Origin of the sequence: Nocardia sp. NBC_00416 (genome assembly GCF_036032445.1) — a bacterium.
Classification (GTDB): Bacteria; Actinomycetota; Actinomycetes; order Mycobacteriales; family Mycobacteriaceae; genus Nocardia.
Genome location: NZ_CP107932.1, coordinates 6598907 through 6615852, shown reverse-complemented (window position 1 = coordinate 6615852; position 16946 = coordinate 6598907). Strand labels below are relative to the sequence as shown.

At 67.4% G+C, this 16946-nt stretch carries 16 protein-coding genes; 6 read left to right on the top strand and 10 right to left on the bottom strand.

The window, feature by feature from the left end; genetic code table 11:
- Window position 1: 1 nt before the first annotated feature.
- Together OG804_RS28725 and OG804_RS28720 are read right to left on the bottom strand one after the other, a co-directional pair.
- A complete protein-coding gene (locus OG804_RS28725; RefSeq protein ID WP_328391760.1) occupies window positions 2-523 on the bottom strand; it encodes a GNAT family N-acetyltransferase in 522 nt (173 codons plus the stop codon).
- Window positions 520-1122 (bottom strand): isochorismatase family protein, encoded by a 603-nt coding sequence (locus tag OG804_RS28720; RefSeq protein ID WP_328391759.1) that lies wholly within the window; start codon window positions 1120-1122, stop codon window positions 520-522. The genes OG804_RS28725 and OG804_RS28720 overlap by 4 nt, the downstream gene beginning before the upstream one ends.
- 144 nt (window positions 1123-1266) lie before the next feature.
- On the opposite strand from OG804_RS28720, the gene OG804_RS28715 reads away from it, so the two are divergent.
- The 3 genes from OG804_RS28715 to fdhD all read left to right on the top strand — a co-directional run bounded on the left by OG804_RS28715 (window position 1267) and on the right by fdhD (window position 6291).
- On the top strand, window positions 1267-2394 hold the full coding sequence (locus OG804_RS28715) for an FHA domain-containing protein (RefSeq protein WP_328391758.1): 1128 nt from the start codon (window positions 1267-1269) through the stop codon (window positions 2392-2394).
- Window positions 2395-3157: 763 nt separating this feature from the next.
- Window positions 3158-5467, top strand: coding sequence for an FdhF/YdeP family oxidoreductase (locus OG804_RS28710; RefSeq protein ID WP_328391757.1), 2310 nt, complete (start codon window positions 3158-3160; stop codon window positions 5465-5467).
- On the top strand, window positions 5464-6291 hold the full coding sequence (fdhD, locus tag OG804_RS28705) for a formate dehydrogenase accessory sulfurtransferase FdhD (protein WP_328391756.1): 828 nt from the start codon (window positions 5464-5466) through the stop codon (window positions 6289-6291). The genes OG804_RS28710 and fdhD overlap by 4 nt, the downstream gene beginning before the upstream one ends.
- A 93-nt stretch (window positions 6292-6384) precedes the next feature.
- On the opposite strand, the gene OG804_RS28700 is transcribed toward fdhD, so the two are convergent.
- The gene (locus tag OG804_RS28700; protein ID WP_328391755.1) at window positions 6385-7557 is read right to left on the bottom strand and encodes an FAD-dependent monooxygenase; all 1173 of its coding nucleotides are present in this window, start codon (window positions 7555-7557) and stop codon (window positions 6385-6387) included.
- Between the two features lie 108 nt (window positions 7558-7665).
- On the opposite strand from OG804_RS28700, the gene OG804_RS28695 reads away from it, so the two are divergent.
- Window positions 7666-8412, top strand: a complete 747-nt coding sequence (locus tag OG804_RS28695; protein ID WP_328391754.1) for a TetR/AcrR family transcriptional regulator — start codon at window positions 7666-7668, stop codon at window positions 8410-8412.
- A gap of 74 nt (window positions 8413-8486) precedes the next feature.
- Here the strand turns inward: OG804_RS28695 and OG804_RS28690 are convergent, their stop codons facing one another.
- Together OG804_RS28690 and mihF are read right to left on the bottom strand one after the other, a co-directional pair.
- Window positions 8487-8933 carry a nuclear transport factor 2 family protein gene (locus OG804_RS28690; protein WP_328391753.1) on the bottom strand — a complete coding sequence of 149 codons (447 nt, stop codon included), beginning with the start codon at window positions 8931-8933 and terminating at the stop codon, window positions 8487-8489.
- 174 nt (window positions 8934-9107) lie between these two features.
- A complete protein-coding gene (gene mihF, locus OG804_RS28685; protein WP_030523251.1) occupies window positions 9108-9422 on the bottom strand; it encodes an integration host factor, actinobacterial type in 315 nt (104 codons plus the stop codon).
- Window positions 9423-9875: 453 nt separating this feature from the next.
- Here mihF and OG804_RS28680 point away from each other — a divergent pair, with 453 nt between their 5' ends.
- Together OG804_RS28680 and OG804_RS28675 are read left to right on the top strand one after the other, a co-directional pair.
- Entirely contained in the window at window positions 9876-10253 is a 378-nt protein-coding gene (locus tag OG804_RS28680) for a nuclear transport factor 2 family protein (protein ID WP_328391752.1), read from the top strand.
- A gap of 199 nt (window positions 10254-10452) precedes the next feature.
- Entirely contained in the window at window positions 10453-11022 is a 570-nt protein-coding gene (locus OG804_RS28675; RefSeq protein ID WP_328391751.1) for a carboxymuconolactone decarboxylase family protein, read from the top strand.
- Between the two features lie 50 nt (window positions 11023-11072).
- Here the strand turns inward: OG804_RS28675 and OG804_RS28670 are convergent, their stop codons facing one another.
- The 5 genes from OG804_RS28670 to tig all read right to left on the bottom strand — a co-directional run bounded on the left by OG804_RS28670 (window position 11073) and on the right by tig (window position 16705).
- Window positions 11073-11531, bottom strand: a complete 459-nt coding sequence (locus OG804_RS28670) for a hypothetical protein (RefSeq protein ID WP_328391750.1) — start codon at window positions 11529-11531, stop codon at window positions 11073-11075.
- 101 nt (window positions 11532-11632) lie between these two features.
- Window positions 11633-12913 (bottom strand): ATP-dependent Clp protease ATP-binding subunit ClpX, encoded by a 1281-nt coding sequence (gene clpX, locus OG804_RS28665; RefSeq protein ID WP_328391749.1) that lies wholly within the window; start codon window positions 12911-12913, stop codon window positions 11633-11635.
- A gap of 365 nt (window positions 12914-13278) precedes the next feature.
- Window positions 13279-13944: an ATP-dependent Clp protease proteolytic subunit gene (locus OG804_RS28660; protein WP_328391748.1), complete on the bottom strand. Its 666-nt coding sequence runs from the start codon at window positions 13942-13944 to the stop codon at window positions 13279-13281.
- An 88-nt stretch (window positions 13945-14032) separates the two neighbouring features.
- Window positions 14033-14623 carry an ATP-dependent Clp protease proteolytic subunit gene (locus OG804_RS28655; protein WP_328398795.1) on the bottom strand — a complete coding sequence of 197 codons (591 nt, stop codon included), beginning with the start codon at window positions 14621-14623 and terminating at the stop codon, window positions 14033-14035.
- Between the two features lie 705 nt (window positions 14624-15328).
- Window positions 15329-16705, bottom strand: a complete 1377-nt coding sequence (gene tig, locus OG804_RS28650; RefSeq protein WP_442941656.1) for a trigger factor — start codon at window positions 16703-16705, stop codon at window positions 15329-15331.
- Between the last annotated feature and the right edge of the window lie 241 nt (window positions 16706-16946).

The following is a 16946-nucleotide window of genomic DNA, read 5'->3' as shown; positions in this document are numbered from 1 at the left end:
CTCAGGTGTATTTCCAGGTCTCTACGGTGGCCCACATACAGGCGCGCGGCCACTGATCGAGCCCGTGCTCGATCTCGGCGGTGCGCAGCGCACGCAGTTGCGGGGTTTCGGCCGCCGGTTCGAGATAGCGGAACCCCAGGCGCTGGTAATACGGCCCGTTCCACGGAACCTCGGTGAACGTCGTCAGGGTTATCGCGGGCAGCCGGTGCTCGGCGGCCCAGCGCACGGCGTGGTCGATGAGGCGACGGCCGATCCGCGCGCCACGGTATTCCGGAAGTACCGAAACCTGGTCGATATGGGCGTTTCCGTCGACCGTGCTCGCGATGAGGTAGCCCACTGCGCCCCGGCCGTCCATATCCCAGACCCAAGCGCGGCCGTCCAGCACGAATTCGCCCAGCACTCGGGCCGGGAGTGGTTCGTCGCCGGCCACGGCGTCCATACCGGCCGTGGCGAACGGCTCCCCCGCCCGCACCTCGATGTCCTGCAGCACCGGGATATCCGCCACGGTGGCGTCACGGATCACGAGGCACCCGGCCGGGAGGTGCGCAACAGATCCAGGATCTCACCGGTGGACCCGGTTTCGCCCAGGAGCGGGAAGATGCGTTCGATGCTGTTCTCGTGCGACGCCGCACGGATATCGGTCATCGCGTCGACCGCGAGGGTCACGTGGTATCCGTGTTCGTGCGCGGACCGGGCCGTGGATTCCACCCCGAGACTGGTGGCGATACCGGTGAGCACGATCTGCGTCACGCCGCGACGACGCAGCTGCAGATCGAGATCGGTACCGTGGAACGCGCCCCAGGTGCGTTTGGTCACCACCAAATCGGCGGGATGACCCGCCAGTCCGGGAGCGATCTCATCCCAGCCCTCGGGCGGGGCAGGCTGCTGCCGGGCGACCGCCGACATATCGGTACGACCGGGTGTGGCATCCGCGCCGTCGGCGGCAGCGGTCATCCGGACGAGCACCACCGGTAGCCCGAACGACCGGAATGCCGCGGCGAGTTCGGCGGTGCGCGCGATGACCGTATCCACCGGATGCGGCGCGACCGGGCGGGACAGCGCCCCGCTCTGCAGATCGACGGCGACCAAAGCGGTTAGCGCGTCCAGGGTGCTGAGCGGCATGGGGGCCTTCTTTCTGCTCCGAGCGGCGCTGCGGGCGACCCTGCGCCACCCGGTCACCGAGCGATCCGTCGACACCATCTCACACGCCGGGTAACAGATTCGCATCTATGCTGGACCCGGTGGTGCGCCAGGAAGGAGCCGTGGGTGCGCGTTGATACGTCCATTATCGGTATCGCGCCGGGCGAAGGTCTGGTCGCGCGATTCGGTGATGTGGTGATCTATCTGGTGGGCGCCAACGCGTCCAGCGAACGGATACTCGGCGCCGTCGAAGCCGTGGCGAACGCCGAACATCCCGGTGCGGCCATCGCCCAGCGGCTCGCCGCGGTCGTCTTCGGCACCGGCTCGGAACCGCCACCGTTCGGCCTGATCGCCCCGACCTCCGACGGCACGCTGGTCCTCCTGCGCGGACCGGTATCGGCGATGATCTCCGGCGCCGAAGGGTCCCGGCGACTCGTCGGCGCCCGTGCCTTCACCTGGGTGGACGAGATCGTGCGCGACCCGGTCCGCACACTGGCCGTCGGCCCCGGCATCGATTCGCAGGTCACGCCGTACCCGCGGACCGACCTACGGGCCGGAGTGGTCCCCGGCGGGGGATTCGTCATCACGGCCGCGGTACGCCGCAATAACAAAAAGCAGAACCGGGCCGGTGTAGCGGCGAAACAGCAGGCGGCGGCCTACGAACCCGCCGCGACGGCGCCGGCCGGACTGGCAGCGAGCGAACCGGAACCCGAATCGCGCTCCGGGCCGCGCACCGGCCTCGCCGAATCCCCCGATCCGGAACCGCTACCCGGCACCCGGGCATGGTCGGCCGCCGCCGCGCCGATGCGCGCGCCGGCCGAGCCGCCGCACCCGGAGCCGGCCCGGTCACAGCCCGAGCCCATCCGACTGCGCAAGGAATCGGCGCGCCCGCAGTCGCACGCGCACGAGGCCGAGCACCACGCGGCCGCACCCTTCCTGGTCTCCGAGGACGGCACCAGCTATCCCCTGGATCGCGCCTACGTCATCGGCCGCGGACCCTCCGTCGACGAATCGGTGCGCCGAAAGACCGCCGCCCCGCTGGTGCTGCAGCGCGACCGGCACATCTCCCGGGTCCACGCCTACCTGTCGGTCGACGCCGGCAAGGTCTTCCTCCGCGACGCCGGCACCGCTGCCGGCACCTTCGTCTCCACCCCGGGCGAACCACGCTGGACCCGGATCAGCCAGTCACCCACGGAACTGCCGCCCGGCGGCCGGATCCGCATCAGCGAACAGGTACTCACCTATCAGTGTTGATGGCGCCGCCTCCGGCGTCGCGGGTCGGGGCCCTCGTCAACCCCGGCTGTGTTTGTTTGCCCCGCCTGCGGCGGGGCGGGGTCGGGGCCCTCGTCAACCCCGGTTCTTCACTCCGCCACTCAGTCGCTGCGCTCCCTCGCTCTGTCGCTCCAGAACCGGGGCGGGCCCCGACTGTGTTTGTTTGCCCCGCCTGCGGCGGGGCGGGGTCGGGGCCCTTGTCAACCCCGGTTCTTCACTCCTCCGCTCAGTCGCTGCGCTCCTTCGCTCTGTCGCTCCAGAACCGGGGCGGGCCCCGACCATGACAAGTCGACCACCCGACAGAAAGCCGCAACACGGGCCTGAATCTCGGCGGTCCCCGGCCTCCACCCCAGCCGGTCGGCCACTGCGCTCCTTCACTCCCTCGCCCCAGAACCGGGGCGGGCCCCCGACTGTGTGGGATTGCGCCGCCTCCGGCGCCGCGGGCGGGGCCCTATCAACCCCGGCCACGAATGAAGACCGTTCGAACGAACGTCCGCGCATTCGCGCACTGTGAACACCTGTGGTGGATCGCAGCTGTCTCATCGGGCTGCCGACAGCACGTGATCAGTCGCCGTGCTTCACTCGGCCGCTCGAGACCCTCGGCGGGTCCGGACCGCACAGCGGCCCACCATCCAGACCAAGGTGGTGTCCGTCCGCTCGCAAATGGTGAACACCTGGCCCCTTGCTGTCAGCGCGCACCGGCCCACCTTCCCCGTACGGGCATCCGCACGCGCACAATGGCGGTATGCACCGCACCGGCCCGACCGACGATATCGACGAGTCCGAACTGACCGTCACGCCGCCGAAGGCTCGGGCCGCCGGGCTGCGGGCGGTCGGTGTCGCGCTGGGGCGCGCGGTCTCCGATATGGGTGTCGCCCGTACCGCGCGCACCCTGACCCGGGTGAACCAGGTCCACGGGTTCGACTGTCCGGGATGCGCCTGGCCGGAGCCGACCGGTCACCGCCGGCCCGCCGAATTCTGCGAGAACGGCGCGAAGGCCGTCGCCGAGGAGGCGACGCTGAACACCGTGGGTCCGGAGTTCTTCGCCGAACATTCGATCGCCGACCTGGCGGACAAGTCTGGGTACTGGCTCGGCCGGCAGGGCCGGCTGACCCACCCGATGGTCGTGCGGCCGGGTGACACCCACTACTCCCCCATCTCCTGGGAGTCCGCCTATCGGCTCATCGCCGATCAGCTGCGTGATCTGGATTCGCCCGACCAAGCCGTGTTCTACACCTCCGGCCGCACCGCCAACGAGACCGCGTTCCTGTACCAGCTGCTGGTCCGCAGTTTCGGCACCAACAACCTGCCCGACTGCAGCAATATGTGCCACGAATCCTCGGGTGCCGCGCTCACCAGTTCGATCGGGATCGGCAAGGGTTCGGTGACCATCGACGATTTCGCCGCCGCCGACCTGATCCTGGTCGCCGGACAGAATCCGGGCACCAACCACCCCCGGATGCTCAGTGCGCTCGCCGACGCCAAGAAGGCCGGGGCACGGATCATCGCGATCAATCCGCTGCCCGAGACCGGGTTGATCAACTTCCGCGATCCGCAGACCGTGCGGGGTCTCACCACCGGGGTGGATATCGCCGACGATTTCCTCCAGATCCGGCTCGGCGGCGACATGGCCCTGTTCCAGGGGTTGGCGAAGCTGCTGTTCGAGGCCGAGGACCGGGCCCCGGGCACCGTTCTCGACCGGGCCTTCATCGATGCGCACACCGCCGGATTCGCCGACTACGAGCGGCATATCCGTGCCGTCGACCTCGACACCGTCGGTACGGCGACCGGACTCACCCGCGCCCAGCTCGAACACACCGCCGCCCTGCTGGCGCGGTCCGAGAACACCATCGTGTGCTGGGCCATGGGCCTCACCCAGCACAAACACGCGGTGGCCACCATCGAGGAGGTCACCAATCTGCTGCTGTCGCGCGGCATGATCGGCAAACCGGGCGCGGGCGTCTGCCCGGTACGCGGGCACTCCAATGTGCAGGGCGACCGCACCATGGGCATCTGGGAGCAGGTTCCCGAATCCTTCCTCGCCGCCCTGGATCACGAATTCGGAATCACCAGTCCGCGGGCGCACGGATACGACACGGTGGCCGCCATCCGCGCTCTGCGCGACGGACGGGCCCGTGTCTTCTTCGGTATGGGCGGGAATTTCGTCTCCGCCACCCCGGATACCGCGGTCACCGAGGCGGCGCTGCGCGGGTGCGCTCTCACGGTGCAGGTCTCGACCAAACTCAACCGCAGCCACGTCGTCCACGGCGGCACCGCACTGATCCTGCCGACCCTGGGCCGCACCGACCTGGACGTCCAGAACGGTGCGCGCCAGCAGGTTTCGGTGGAGGACTCGATGTCGATGGTGCATCTGTCCACCGGCCGTTTGGATCCGGTGAGTCCGCAGCTGCGCAGTGAGGTCGCGATCGTCTGCGAACTGGCCCGCGAGCTGCTGGGCGCCGACCACCCGGTGCCGTGGGAACGGTTCCGTGCCGACTACGACCGGATCCGCGACGCCATCGCCCGGGTGGTGCCCGGCTGCGCCGACTACAACGCCAGAGTCCGGCAGCGCAACGGCTTCGTGCTCCCGCATCCGCCGCGCGACGCCCGCGAATTCCGCACCGGCACCGGGCGAGCCAATTTCGCGGTGAACGAGCTGAGCTGGGTGCCGGTACCACCAGGGCGGCTGGTCCTGCAGACATTGCGCAGCCACGATCAGTACAACACCACCATCTACGGTCTCGACGACCGCTATCGGGGTGTGCACCACGGCCGCCGGGTCGTGCTGGTGCATGCCGACGATATCGCCGAACTGGGTTTCCGCGACGGCGATCTGGTCGACCTGGTCTCGGAGTGGACCGACGGGGTCGACCGCCGGGTCGAGGGGTTCCGCCTGGTCGGCTATGCCACGCCGCGGGGCAACGCCGCCGCCTACTATCCCGAGACCAACCCCCTGGTCCCGCTGGATCATGTTGCCGAGCGGTCGAACACACCGGTCTCGAAGGCGGTCACCATCCGGCTCGAACCCCACGTCCATCGCCACGAGTCGCGATGACCAGGGTGACCGCGCAACGCCGGATGCGACGCATCACCTCCGCCGGCGAGATCGACCGCCCCGACACCCTGGCTGTCGAAGAGCCCCTGGAGATCCGGGTGCGCGGTGAATCGCTCACCGTCACCATGCGCACCCCGGGCAACGATATCGACCTGGTGCACGGCTTCCTGTTCGGTGAAACCCTCATCGCCGAGGCCGCCGATATCCACAGCGCCCGCTATTGCGCCGGTACCGACGACGACGGTCGCAATACCTACAACGTGCTCGACGTGGGGCTGCACCACCCCGTGGTCCTGCCGGACCGCCCGTTCCTCACCACCGGCGCGTGCGGTCTCTGCGGCAGGACCGCCCTGGACGAGGTCCGGCTGCGCACCCGCTATCCGTTATCCGCTCCCGAACCACTGGTCGACGCCGCGGTTCTGGCCGCACTCCCGGAAAGTCTGCGCAGCCGTCAATCGGTGTTCGACGCCACCGGCGGCCTGCACGCCGCGGGTCTGTTCACCGCCGACGGCACCGCGCTGGTCGTGCGGGAGGACATCGGCCGCCACAACGCCGTGGACAAGGTGATCGGCTGGGCACTGCGGGAGAACCGGATTCCGGCCGCCGATCTGGTGCTCGTGGTCAGCGGCCGGGCTTCCTTCGAGCTCGCGCAGAAGGCGGTCCTCGCCGGAATCCCCGTTCTCGCGGCTGTTTCCGCACCCAGCTCGCTGGCCGTCGATCTGGCTGCGGAGTCCGGTCTGACCCTCGCCGGTTTCGTGCGCGGCGAGACGATGAACATCTACAGCCATCCCGAGCGGATCCGGCGGTCCGACGGCGCCGGGTAGCGACGCCCGCCGGGCATCCGTCCCTGCGGTACCGGTGGCGCCGAGGTCGCCGGGCGAGTAGCGCGGTGGCCCCGGATCCATCGGGCGCACCGACTACCGCGTAAGCGCCGCGGAATAGTCGACCAGCTCGATATCGTCCTTGGCATCGCCGGCATACTTGTCCATCATGTCGAACAGGCGTGACCCCAGGAACCAATTGCGCAGCCGCAGACCGTAGGCGGTCTTGGGCGCCAGGAAGCGGCCCGGACTGCTGCTGCCCCCCAACTTCGCATAGTCGCGCATGATCTCGTCGTACCGGGCGAAGGCCGCGGTGTGGTCGCCGCCGGCGGCGGCGAGTTCGCCCGCCAGCACGTAGGCGCCGACGATCGCCAGACCGGTACCGAAGCCGCCCAGGGTGTTGCCGTAGGCGCTGTCCCCCACCAGGGCCACCCGCCCCGAGACGGAACTGGGCACCCGTACCCGGGCGAGCGCGTCCAGGTAGAAATCGTCGTAGTCCCGCAGTTCGGCGAGCATCTCCGGCACCTGCCATCCCAGACCGGCGAATCGTTCGGTGAGTACCCGGCGCTGCGCGGTCTCGTCCGCGAAGTCGAGTTCGGGGGAGGCGAACATGTACATATGCTGTGCCTTCGGCCCGCCGCGGACCGCCAGCAGGCCCGGAGCGCTGCAGGCATGCGATACCCGGCGGCGCGGCTCGTCGCGGTGCTCGGCGGCCTGCGGTGTCCCGGCGATGGCGTAGTAGTAGCCGCGGTGTTGCACGAACTGCCGCTCCGGACCGAACGCCAATCGCCGCACCCTCGAATGGATGCCGTCCGCGCCGAACACCAGATCGAACCGGCGCGCCGGACCGTGCTCGAATTCGACCTCGACGCCTGCACCGGTATCGCGCAACGCGCTGATCGAGTCGCCGAAGAGATAGGTGCAGCGCTGCGCCGTCCGCGCGTAGAGGATTTCGGCGAGGTCGCCGCGCAGGATCTCGATATCGCCGCCGCTGAAATCGCCCGACATCCGGGCCCGCTCGCGGCCCCGCGCATCGACGAAAACCATATCGGTGGCGCCGGTACTGCGGCGCTGGATGTCATCGAGCACGCCCATCCGCTCCAGCACGGTGCGATGCACGGCGCCCTTGAAGTCCACCGCTTGTCCGCCCGGCCGCAGTGACGGGGCGCGCTCGATCACGGTGACATCGAATCCGTAGCGGTCGAGCCAGTAGGCGAGCGCGGGTCCGGCGATGCTCGCGCCGGAGATGAGGACGGTCCGGTTGCGCATGACGATCTCCGTTCAATGAATTGCGTCCTTCGGAAACTGTTTCCGATGGACGCTGTTCAGCGTATGGTAGACACAGTTCCACGTCAACCACCTTCCGAAAGGCCCCCGATGGCGACATCGACCGTGCTCGAGCTGCTCTGGGGAACAGACCGGCGTCCCACCCGCGGGCCCAAACCCACGCTGTCGCGCGCCGCGATCATCGCCGAAGCGATCGCCCTGGCCGATACCGAAGGCCTGGCTGCGCTGTCCATGCAGCGACTGGCCGATCGACTCGGCTACACCAAGATGTCGCTCTACCGCCACCTGCCGGGCAAGGCCGAACTCACCGCGTTGATGGTGGAAGCGGCCCTGGAGAAGCAGCCGGCACTCGACACCTCCGGACCCGAACCGTGGCGGACCGGCCTGCGGTCGTGGGCACTGCTGACCTTCCAGTGCTACCAACGCCACCCCTGGGTGATGGAGCTACTGGTCGGAGCGCGACCGACGGGCCCCAACGAACTCGGCTGGACCGAGGCGGCCCTCGCTGCGCTCGCGGATATCCCGCTGACCGGCCCGGAACGCCTGGACACCCTCGTCGTACTGAACGGGCACGTGCGCAGCCTCGCGCAGCAAGTGGTGGGCCCCGGCACCACCGAGAAGGACTTCACCGGGGCGATGGCCGCGGCGCTGGAGCTGGCGGGCGACCGCTTCCCGCACCTCATCGCGGCCGTCTCCGAGAGCACCGGGGAGCCCGAGGCCGATGCACGGCAACGCGATGCCGCGCTGGGATTCGGAATCGAACGCATTCTCGACGGCGTGGCGGCGCTCCTGAACGGACGCGAAGCCCCGGCGAACAGCGCGCCACCGCCTCCGTAGCACGCGTGAGCACGCGCGCCCCTCGCCCCGCACCCCTCGCCGGTCCCTTGCCCCTCGCCGGTCGCGGTCGCCGGTCAAATACCCGGTAGCTGGAGTCCCTTGTCCGCGGCCAGGCGCGACAGTTTCGCCGCCTCGTCGATGGCGACTGCGACGTAGGTATGCCAGCCATCGTCGTCGCGGCGCAGCACATACTCGTAGTCGCTATCGGTGAGCAGTTCGTCGTCACCGTCGTAGAAATGCCAGCGCACCCGCGCTCGCATCAGCGATTCGGTCAACTCGGCGAGATCGAGGACCGTGTGATCCACCCGGGAGAGCCCGAGCATCTGGTAAATGGGATGCGCCTGCGCCAGACCCCGGGCCATTTCCTCGCGCGAATGCAGCGCACCCACGAATTCATCGCTCACGATCGTGCCCGGAGTCCCCCACAGCGCGGCGGTGCGCTCGGCGTCGTACGCACTCAGGGTGGACTGGTATTCGCCGAGGAACGATTCCAGTTCTTCGCGCAGGGCCGTGCCCGTCACGGTGACCACACTCCCCGATTCAGAGCCGCGAACCCATACGGATCGGCGCGGCAGGTCCATACAGGCGGCCGGGCACACGGCTCGCGGCAGCCCGCCGGGCCATGCCGGTCGTTTCACCGACCGGCTCGGCCGCGGCCGGAGTTCGGAGCGTCCGCTGCCGGACGCTCCCCCTCCTCAGTTGGCCAGTGCCTCCAGCAGCGCCGCGCGCTGCCGGGCGCCCAGGCCGCCGATCCGGCGATCTTCCGGGATATCCGCCTGATCCATCAGCTTGGCGGCCTTCACGGGACCGACGCCGGGCAGCGCCTTGATCACGGCGACCACCTTCGTCTTCTTGACCAGTTCATCACTATCGGCCTTGCGCAGCAGGTCGGCGACCGAGACTTTGCCGTCTTTCACCTGACCGATCAGTTCGGAGCGCGCCTTGCGCACCGCCGCCGCTTTGGCCAGAGCCTCCGTGCGTTGTTCTGCGGTCATCGTTGGCAGTGCCATATCTCCTCCGCTTTCACTCATCGCTCGAACATCTGGTTGACCGGGTCGATTCAACATCACAATACCGACACCGAACGGCCGACACACCGTCCGGACCTGCAGTCATAGCAATGTTTTCTGATTCATATCCGGGCCGAAGCCCCGACAACGGCGGCTCGGATGCCCGGATTCGGCGAATTCGAGAGCCTGGAACACGTAACACTTGCACCCGCCATAGCGAAAATCCCAGCAGACGCACACCAGCAAGGCGGCGGTTCAACGGCGAACCGAGGGATCAGCGGCGATACCCGCCCGCTCTGCAAGGTCGGTGCTTCTACCAGGTATTTCCCCACCACACCGGCGTGGCGGGCGCAGCTGCAGATGTTGCCGTTGCACGCCGATTCCGACGCCGGACCCACACACAACTGCTACGCTCCCGAACCTAGAACACGTTTCATTTCGGTAGGAGTGGTAATGGCACGGGAGATCCGCGACGTCGTCGAGCAATACGTGAAACTGGTCGGCTCGGGACCGACCGAAGAAATCGTCGATCTCTACGCACCCGATGCCGTCATCGAGGACCCCATCGGCACCGAGCCGAAACAGGGCCACGACGCCATCCGCGAGTTCTACGACGTGATCGCGAGCCTCGACCGGGAGACGAGCCTCGCCCCGGAAACCGTCCGGATCGCCGACAAGCATGCTGCCTTCGTCTTCACCCTCGTGACCAGGGCGGGTGGGCACCGGATGACACTGAGCCCGATCGATGTCATGGAGTTCGACGACGAAGGCCGGATCACCCGGATGCGCGCCTATTGGGCCGCCGAGGATATGGCCGTCGAACCCGAGTGAGCCGAGGTGCGGTGACTCGACTGCGCTGAGCCGCCGCACCGCCCGACGGGCCGCCCACGACCGGCCGGAGTTTCGAAGCGCGTCCCGGCCGTCGCGGGCCACGATCCGTCCGGCCGACACCGTGAGCGCCCGGGCGTCACGCGGAAGGCCGGTATCTCGTCCAAGTGGTAGCAGACAACCACACGAACGAGGAGAACCGATGAGCACTTCCCGTATCCCCGCCGTCGCCCCGACGGACGCGGGCCTGCTGACCCGGGTGATGTACTGGTTCGCGCGCCGCAAGGTCGGGGAAGTGCCCGAACCCTTCGCGGTCACCGCCCACCACCCCGGCCTCCTGGTCGCCGGCGGCGTGCACGAACTGCTGGCCGAGCGGGTCTCGAAGAAACTGCCCGCCGATATCCGCGAAATCGCCGTATACCGGACGGCGTGGACCGTCGGCTGCTCCTGGTGCGTCGACTTCGGCACCATGCTGCAACGCCTGGACGGACTCGATATCGACCGCCTCCAGCACATCGACGAATACCGGACCTCACCGCACTACACCGACGACGAACGCGCCGCCATCGCCTATGCCGATGCCATGACCGCCACGCCGATGACCGTCGACGACGACCAGGTCGCCGACCTGGAACGCCGCTTCGGCCGGGCGGGAGTAGTCGAACTGACCTACCAGATCGCCTTGGAGAACTCCCGGGCACGAAACAACCACGCCCTCGGCATCACCGCCCAGGGATTCAGCACCGACTCCTGCCGGGTGCCGTGGTCCTGATGGCCGCGACCCGGATCCGACGCTCCCGGATTCGGCGGTCCTGAGCCCGCTCAGATGACCCAGCAGGCGTAACCGATGTGCTCACCGCGACCGACGAACACCGACACATACGGGGCCTGGCCGTCTCCGGCCTGAACCGCCTGCAGGGTGTGATCGCCCTCGTAGGCAGGAATCCAGTGCGTCAGCGCGAGCCCGCCGCCATCGGGCGCAACCGTGGTGAACGGGACCCCGTTGTCGAAGAAGGTCACCTCGCTCACCGCTTCACTGAGCCAGGCCCGCACGGTGTAGCTGCAACCGGTGCCGTAGTTGGTGCGGATCCCGGCGTTCAGGTCAGGTGTCACACTGACCTCGAGCACGGTGGCCTGCGCCGACGGCGCGGCGAGCAGCACCGGAACCAGCACCATTGCCATCACCGACAGCACAACGCCCACGCGGCTGGGCCGCGTGGGCGATCCGGCGCTATCGCGCCGCTCGAATTGTGTGCCTCCCGCAAGCAGCTGTGTCGCCATGACCTGCTCCTACATCGCACGAATGTCGAGTGGTCACCGAGCGTACTGCCGGCGGGACCCGGACCAGCCCCGATCCCGCATCGGAACGGTTGCGGCTGCGCTCAGGCCGACTTCTCGCGGCGCTCCGGCCGCTCCCGCTTACGCGGCACGATCGTGGGCAGCACATTGTCGCTCACCGTATCCGCGTCGACGACCACCTTGGCCACATCGTCACGGCTCGGGATATCGAACATCACCTGCTGCAGCACTTCTTCCATGATCGCGCGCAGACCACGCGCCCCGGTGCCGCGCAGAATGGCCTGATCGGCCACTGCCTCGAGCGCGTCGCGAGTGAACTCCAGGTCCACACCGTCCATCTCGAACAAGCGAATGTACTGCTTGACCAGCGCGTTCTTCGGCTCGGACAGGATCTTCACCAGGGAATCCTTGTCCAGGTTCGTCACCGAAGCCACGACCGGCAACCGGCCGATGAACTCGGGGATCAGCCCGAACTTGATCAGATCCTCCGGCATCACCTCGGAGAAGTGATCGGTGGTGTCGATCTCGGCCTTGGAACGCACCTCGGCGCCGAAACCGATACCGCGGTGCCCCGTGCGATCGGAGATGATCTTCTCCAGGCCCGCGAACGCGCCCGCCACGATGAACAGCACATTGGTCGTATCGATCTGGATGAATTCCTGGTGCGGATGCTTACGCCCGCCCTGCGGCGGCACACTCGCCTGGGTGCCCTCCAGAATCTTCAACAGTGCCTGCTGCACGCCCTCGCCGGACACATCGCGCGTGATCGACGGGTTCTCGCTCTTACGCGCGATCTTGTCGACCTCGTCGATATAGATGATCCCGGTCTCGGCGCGCTTCACGTCGTAATCGGCGGCCTGAATGAGTTTGAGAAGAATATTCTCGACGTCCTCGCCCACATAACCCGCTTCGGTGAGCGCGGTGGCGTCGGCGATCGCGAACGGCACATTCAGCATTTTGGCCAGCGTCTGCGCCAGATAGGTCTTACCGCAGCCGGTAGGACCGAGCATCAGAATATTGGACTTCGCCAATTCGACGCTCTCGCCGCGCGCGTCACGGCCCTTGTCCCCCGCCTGAATACGCTTGTAATGGTTGTACACCGCCACCGCGAGCGTGCGTTTGGCAGTATCCTGCCCGATCACGTAGTTCTCCAGGAAATCCCGGATCTCCGCGGGTTTGGGGAGCTCGTCGAGCTTGACCTCGCTGGACTCGGCCAGCTCCTCCTCGATGATCTCGTTACACAGATCGATGCACTCGTCGCAGATGTACACCCCTGGTCCCGCAATGAGCTTCTTGACCTGCTTCTGGCTCTTTCCGCAGAACGAGCATTTGAGCAGATCGCCGCCGTCGCCGATGCGCGCCATCTCGTGGGTCCCTACTTCCTTGTTCGCGTGCAACCAATCCGTCCAGCTTCCAGCCGTCCGCCGCCTGCGGTGGAGCGAAATCCGGCCGTATCACCCGGATCGAAGGGCGGTGCTGTCAACCGGGAACAAAGGTCCCTGGGTTTGACCGTACCCGGTGAGTGCGATGGAGGTCGACAACTCGGGCAGGTTTCTCGTCGCGGTTGTGCGGGGATTCACGCGGATACCGCGTCGCGGCACGTTTTCCGGGCGTCGTAGTGCCCGGGGGCGTGTCGTGATCACGTCGCGCGCAATCCACTCGGCCGGGACCCGCCGCCCGGCCGGCCCGGCGTACCGCGCTCATGCGGCGCGCCGGACCCGGACACGCCTTACTTCTGGGCGCTGAGCTTGCGGTAGTCGAACACGGTATCGATGATCCCGTATTCCTTGGCCTCCGCGGCCGTCAGGATCTTGTCGCGGTCGGTGTCCTTGCGGATGACATCGGCTTCCTTACCCGTGTGATACGCGAGCGTGGACTCCATCAACCGGCGCATACGCTCGATCTCGGCCGCCTGGATCTCCAGGTCCGACACCTGCCCCTGGATACCGCCCTCGACCGACGGCTGATGGATCAGCACGCGGGCGTTCGGCAGGCAGGCACGCTTACCGGGGGTACCGGCGGCCAGCAGCACCGCGGCGGCCGACGCAGCTTGCCCGAGGCAGACCGTCGCGACATCGGCACGCACATATTGCATGGTGTCGTAGATGGCCATCAACGAGGTGAACGAACCACCCGGCGAATTGATGTACATCGTGATGTCACGATCGGGATCCAGCGATTCGAGCACCAGCAACTGGGCCATGATGTCATTCGCCGAAGCATCGTCGACCTGCACGCCGAGGAAGATGATGCGCTCCTCGAACAGCTTGTTGTACGGGTTGGACTCCTTGACGCCGAAACTCGAATGCTCGATGAACGACGGCAGGATGTAGCGCGACTGCGGGCCCGCCGGGGCGATACCGCCGAGGCCGCGAGGATCGATCGGATTGGCCATATTCGTCTCCAAGTCTGTGAGTGAGCTGTCCGCCGGACGGATTCGCGAAACCGGCCGACGGCCCGGGCCGGGATTCGCGGACGACGCCCTAGTTGCTGCCCGTGCCGCCCGCCTGGCGCGCATTGCTGATCACACGGTCGATGAAGCCGTACTCCAGCGCCTGATCGGGCGTGAACCAGCGGTCGCGATCCGCGTCGGCGTTGATCTGCTCCACCGGCTTACCGGTGTGCTGCGCCTGCAACTCGTTGAGCTCACGCTTGGTGTACGCGAACTGCTCGGCCATGATCGCGATATCCGCGGCCGAACCGCCGATACCGGCCGACGGCTGATGCATCATGATCCGGGTGTGCGGCAGCGCGAAACGCTTTCCCGGTGCACCCGCGGTCAGCAAGAACTGCCCCATGGACGCAGCCAAACCCATCGCGGTGGTCGCGATATCGCATTCGGCGTACTGCATGGTGTCGTAGATCGCCATACCCGCGTTCACCGACCCGCCCGGCGAGTTGATGTAGAGCGAAATATCTTTGGTCGGGTCCTCCGCCGACAGCAGCAGGATCTGCGCGCAAATCTTGTTCGCGATGTCATCGTCGACCTGCGTGCCGAGAAAGATGATGCGCTCACGCAGCAGGCGCTCGTACACAGAATCGCTGAGGTTGAGCCCAGCGGTCGGAGCTGTCATGACCTCGGCTTGGTTGATTGTCACGGATACCTGCCTTCTCTCGCCGGCTCGTTGCTGTCACAAACATTAACGAAACAGGGCGGAACCGAACTCCCGGTACCACCCCGATTCGCTCAGAGCGCAATATTGTCTGCCCCGCCTTCGGCGGCGCGGGTCGGGGCCCTTGTCGACCCCGGTTCTTCACTCCTCCGCTCAGTCGCTGCGCTCCCTCGCTCCGTCGCTCCAGAACCGGGGCGGGCCCCGACCACGGATGACGACCATACGGAAGAAGCGTCGGGCACAGGCAGGCACACACTGCCGGCCCCTACAAGCTCACGACCCGGCAGATGCTCAACGGATTCCCGCTCCCCGGCACCCATCAGCACACGCTCGGCCGCCGTAGCAAAAGGGGGCCGACCGCCGGCTATGAGGGTCGACTGTCCGGAGCGCATGCAGGGGTGTGTGCCGTGGACCGGTGCACCTCGTCGAGAGCTTCGGGCAGCAGCACTCATGAGCCGTGGATACCGTCTCGCGACGGCGAGTCTGCCCGCATAGTGCGAAGCCCCAGGGATGCCGACGCCGGAGTTGTCCCGCCCTGCGCGGAAGAAAGAAGCCCTGAGGGCCGGGGCGTGCGCGCACCGAGGACAGTGATCGTTCGTCTTCTGTCTTCGGATGGCCAACACCGCCTAGGTCTCAGGGCTTCCTATCCGCGATTCTCGCGTGGGGTCACTCCGCGTCCGCGATGGTGGACTCCTCGCTGGTCGGCTCGTCGGATTCCGCGGCGTTGCCGAACATTTCGTCGGTGTCCACGGTGTTGCCCGCCGAATCGGTCACCGTCACCTGGCCGACCACACCGGCCAGGGCCTTGCCGCGGCGGACGTCGGCGAAGACGGCGCCGAGCTGGCCGGCCTGCTGCACCTGCTGGATGAACTGCTCCGGCGCCATGCCGTAGCGCTGGGCCTGGAACAGGATCCGCTCGGTGAGCTCTTCCTGCCCGACCTGGGTGCCTTCGGCCTCGGCGACCGCGTCCAGCAGCAGCTGGGTCTTCACCGACTTCTCGGCGGCCTCCTTGGTATCGGCGTCGAACTCTTCGCGGCTCGAGCCCTGCGCTTCCAGCGCCGCGGCGAACTTGGCCTCGTCGTGATCGAACCCGTGGACGGCGTCGTGCTGCACGGCGTCGATCTCGGCCTTCACCACGGCCTCGGGCAGCGGCACCTCGACGGTTTCCAGCAGCTTCTCCAGCACCTGGTCCCGGATATCGCCGGCCTGCTCCACCTTCTTGACCCGCTCGACCCGCGACCGCAGATCGGCCTTCAGTTCCTCGATGGTGTCGAATTCACTGGCGAGCTGGGCGAATTCGTCGTCGGCCTCGGGCAGCTCACGTTCTTTGACCGATCCGACGGTCACGGTGATCGTGGCCTCCTGGCCGGCGTGATCGCCCGCGACCAGCGTCGAGGTGAACTCCTTGGACTCGCCGGCCGACAATCCGATGACGGCCTCGTCCAGGCCCTCGATGAGCTGGCCCGAACCGACCTCGTGCGACAGCCCGGTGGTCGCGGCCTCCGGCACCTCTTCGCCGCCGACGGTGGCGGAGAGGTCGATGGATACGAAATCGCCGTCCTGCACCGGCCGTTCGACACCGCTGAGGGTGCCGAAACGCTGGCGCAGCGACTGCAGCTGCTCATCGATATCGTCATCGGTGATCTCGATGGCGTCGACGGTGACGGCGATGGTGCTGTAGTCCTCGGGCAGGGCGATCTCCGGACGGATATCGACCTCGGCGGTGAAGGCCAGCTCCTGGCCGTCCTCGATCTTGGTGATCTCGATTTCCGGCTGTCCGATGACTTTCACCTCGGAGGCGGTGACGGCCTCGCTGTAGCGGCCCGGCAGCGCGTCGTTGACGACCTGCTCCAGGACCGCGCCGCGGCCCAGGCGCGCCTCGAGCAGCTTGGCCGGCGCCTTGCCCGGGCGAAAGCCGGGAATGCGCACCTGCTTGGCCAGGGCCTTGTAGGCGCGATCGAAGTCCGGCTTCAGCTCCTCGAAGGGCACCTCGACATTGATCCGGACCCGGGTCGGGCTCAGCTGCTCGACGGTGCTCTTCACGGACATGCTCCTTGTTCTCGTCGGTTCGTGTTCGCCGGCCCGCACTGTATTCGTGCTGGTGGCCGGGTGATGGCGCGTGGTCTGGCGACGGCGCGCGGGGTACGCACCCTCGGCGTACCGTCCGAAGCGGCGAGCACCTGCGGTTTCACGCGCTCGGGATACGCATCCCGACCAGGGTAGTTGACCGGCTCGAGCGACCTTCAGGCCGGTCGCCGTGTTCCTGGTGGCAACTCCACCCGCA